Origin of the sequence: Sandarakinorhabdus oryzae (assembly GCF_009733735.1) — a bacterium.
GTDB classification, from domain to species: Bacteria; Pseudomonadota; Alphaproteobacteria; order Sphingomonadales; family Sphingomonadaceae; genus Sandarakinorhabdus; species Sandarakinorhabdus oryzae.
The window spans coordinates 1-2,755 of sequence record NZ_WNJP01000260.1 but is presented as its reverse complement, the minus strand read 5'-3'; the positions used below and the strand labels follow the sequence as shown (position 1 = coordinate 2,755).

General features: G+C 67.8%; 3 protein-coding genes and 1 pseudogene. 2 read left to right on the top strand and 2 right to left on the bottom strand.

Annotated features, from left to right (window positions below; genetic code table 11):
* Both GJ693_RS15265 and GJ693_RS15260 read right to left on the bottom strand, forming a co-directional pair.
* A pseudogene (locus GJ693_RS15265) lies at nucleotides 1-383 on the bottom strand (cisplatin damage response ATP-dependent DNA ligase); the annotation flags it as partial.
* Nucleotides 384-386: 3 nt separating this feature from the next.
* On the bottom strand, nucleotides 387-1,097 hold the full coding sequence (locus GJ693_RS15260; protein ID WP_156257102.1) for a TonB-dependent receptor: 711 nt from the start codon (nucleotides 1,095-1,097) through the stop codon (nucleotides 387-389).
* 106 nt (nucleotides 1,098-1,203) lie between these two features.
* On the opposite strand from GJ693_RS15260, the gene GJ693_RS15255 reads away from it, so the two are divergent.
* Together GJ693_RS15255 and GJ693_RS15250 are read left to right on the top strand one after the other, a co-directional pair.
* Entirely contained in the window at nucleotides 1,204-1,893 is a 690-nt protein-coding gene (locus tag GJ693_RS15255) for a MerR family transcriptional regulator (RefSeq protein WP_197042258.1), read from the top strand.
* The coding region (locus tag GJ693_RS15250) for an asparaginase (RefSeq protein WP_156257100.1) at nucleotides 1,890-2,755 on the top strand (866 nt) is incomplete at its 3' end. The genes GJ693_RS15255 and GJ693_RS15250, both read left to right, overlap by 4 nt.

Here is a 2,755-nt window from a genome sequence, read left to right as displayed (position 1 = left end):
TCGAGCCGGTCGAGCAGCGCCGCCACCACGGCCGGCGCCTCGCGGCGGGCGAGGCCGGCCAACTGCCCGACCACCTCGTCAAGCGTGGGCGGCGCTGGCCTGGCCCCCGGCGGATCGGGCCAGAGCAGCGAGACCGTCTCCGCCATGTCGCCGACGAAATCATGCGACAGCGCAAACAAGGTTGGGTCCACCCGCTCCGCGATCAGGGCTTTCAGCAGGCTGGGCTGCACCGCCTTCAGATCGAGCGTGCCCGTGAGCGCCGCCAGCGCCCAGCCGCGATCGGGATCGGGCGTTGCCACCAGATAATCCGCGATCAGCCGCAGCTTGGCGGTGCGGCTGCGCGTGTAGAGCAGCGCATCGAGCAGGCGGGCGAACCCCTCCATCGTTCAGCGTGGGCGCGGCGAGATCTGGTAGACGTAGGGCAGGAACAGCGCCACTTCGCCGGGGGCACCCGGCCCCCATTGCACCTGGCGATCCAGCCCCTGCAGATAGGCGCCATAGTCGGGCCCCATCCGCGCTGCCGTGGCCTTGGCGTCAGCGGTGATCAGATCAATTATGGCGGCGCGATACTGGGATGGATTGACCACCGAAAGGCTGGGATCACCCGTGGCTTCCAGTTCGGCGCGACCATTGGCCGGCACCGATTTGATGAAGGCGGCAATGCGAGCTTCGGCAGCGGCGAAATCAGCCGCGTTGGCCAGCGGCGTCTTGATGAGGAAGCTCACCTCGCCGGTATCGTCGCGATCATCATCATCGCTGACGGGCAGGCTGCGGTAATTGCCCTTGTCGATGATGGTGAGCCGACTGCTGCCTGTGCCCAGCTGGATGCTGGCCCCGCGCTTTTCGGCCAGGGCCACGGCTGCGGCCAGCATGGCGTAGATCTCGGCCTTGCGCTTGTCGGGATCACGGGTGTCGCCGCTGATCCGCACCGGCTGCACCAGGAAATCGGCCGCCCGGCGCAGGGTGATGGCGGGCAGTTGCACCTCCTGCGCCTGCAATGATCCGGCGCGGCGGCTGCCGGTGACGATGATCTCCTCATTCTGCGCCAGTGCCGGGGTGGCCGCCAGCAAAGCCAAGGCCAAATATGCGGTTTTCATTGCCATTTCTCCCTGATCGGGCGGCCAGCATGAGCGGCCTCGCCGTGCCGGTCAATTGCGGCGGACTCGCAATCGCTGCCGTGCATGCTATTGGCGCAGCATGCGAATGCGCGATCTTGAAAAGGCCAGCGGCGTGGGGCGGGAAACCATCCGCTTCTATATCCGCGAAGGCCTGTTGCCGGAGCCGGACAAGACCAGCCGCAACAGCGCGCGCTATTCCGATGTGCACGTGGCACGGCTGAAGGCCATCAAGCGCCTGCAGGAGGAACGCTTTCTGCCGCTGGCGGTGATCCGCACCCTTCTGGAGGCGGAGGACGGCGACCGCTGGCTGCTGCCCGACGTGTTCCCGACGCTGGATTCGGTGCTGGCCCAGCGCCTGGCAGAAGCGGGCCCGGCCCGGGTCAAGCTGGCCGATCTCGACCTGCCCGGCTACCAGCATGAGCATCTGGATGACCTGATGATCCCGCTGGCCGAGGATGGCACGATCAGCGCGCGCGATGCCGCCATCCTGCGCACCATCCAGCGGCTCGACGATATCGGCTTCACGCCGGAACTCGGCTTCGACGGCGGCCAGATGCGGCTCTACAACGTACTGATCGACTGGTTGACGGCGCAGGAAATCCGCCACTTCCTCGAACACACCGCCGGCCATGTTGGCGAGGCCAAGGCCCTGGAAATGGCCGAGCAGGGCATTTCGGTGATCAACGAACTGCTCGGCCAGCTGCGCACCCGCGCCCTGCTCCGCAAACTGGCGGAGCGGCGCACCGATGCCGGCACCGGAGAGCCGCAAGCATGACACGAACCGCGCTGCTGCTGGCCCTGATCGGCCTTGCCCTGGCCCCCGTCGCACCGGCCGTTGCGTTGCCCGGCGTGCGCGTGCTCGGCACCGGCGGCACCATCGCTGGCGGTGGCAACCCGGCGAGTGCGGACTACAAATCAGGGGTGTTCGCGGTCGCCGATCTGATCGCGGCAGCACCCGGCGCCGACACGGTGGCCAGCATCTCGTCGGAACAGATCGCCAATGTTGCCAGCGGCAATATCGACGAAACGATCTGGCGCAAGCTGGTGGCCAGTGCCCAGGCGGCGATGGCTGATCCCGGTATTGCCGGCGTCGTCGTCACCCACGGCACCGACACGCTGGAGGAAACCGCTTTCTTCCTGAGCCTGGTGCTGCCGCCAACGAAGCCGGTGGTGGTGGTGGGATCGATGCGGCCCGGCACCGCCGTTTCAGCCGACGGGCCGAACAATCTGCTGGACGCGATCCGCGTTGCCGCTTCGCCCGATGCCGTGGGCCGCAGCGCCATGGTGGTGATGAACGATACCATATTCGACGCGCGATCGGTCACCAAGGTGGACATGCGCCGGGTCGAGGCCTTTGCCGCGCCAACCCGCGGGCCCATCGGCCAGGTGCTGCAACCGGTGCCGCGCTTCTTTGCGCCGCCGCTGCCACCACCGCCCCAGTTCAGCCTGCAGGCAGCGAAATTGCCCAAGGTCGCCATCGTCTATGCCTATGCCGGCCTGACGGGCGAGGATGTGCTGAACGCGGCGAGGGGCGCGGCGGGGCTGGTCATCGCCGGGGTTGGCGCCGGCGGCTATGCCGACGCTGCCCGCGACGCCGTGCGTGACCTGGTGGCCCGCGGCGTTGCCGTGGTGCGCAC

Coding starts and splice junctions, on each gene's coding strand:
- GJ693_RS15255 (WP_197042258.1), top strand. CDS start 1,204: ATGCGCGATCTTGAAAAGGCCAGCGGCGTGGGGCGGGAAACCATCCGC.
- GJ693_RS15260 (WP_156257102.1), bottom strand. CDS start 1,097: ATGAAAACCGCATATTTGGCCTTGGCTTTGCTGGCGGCCACCCCGGCA.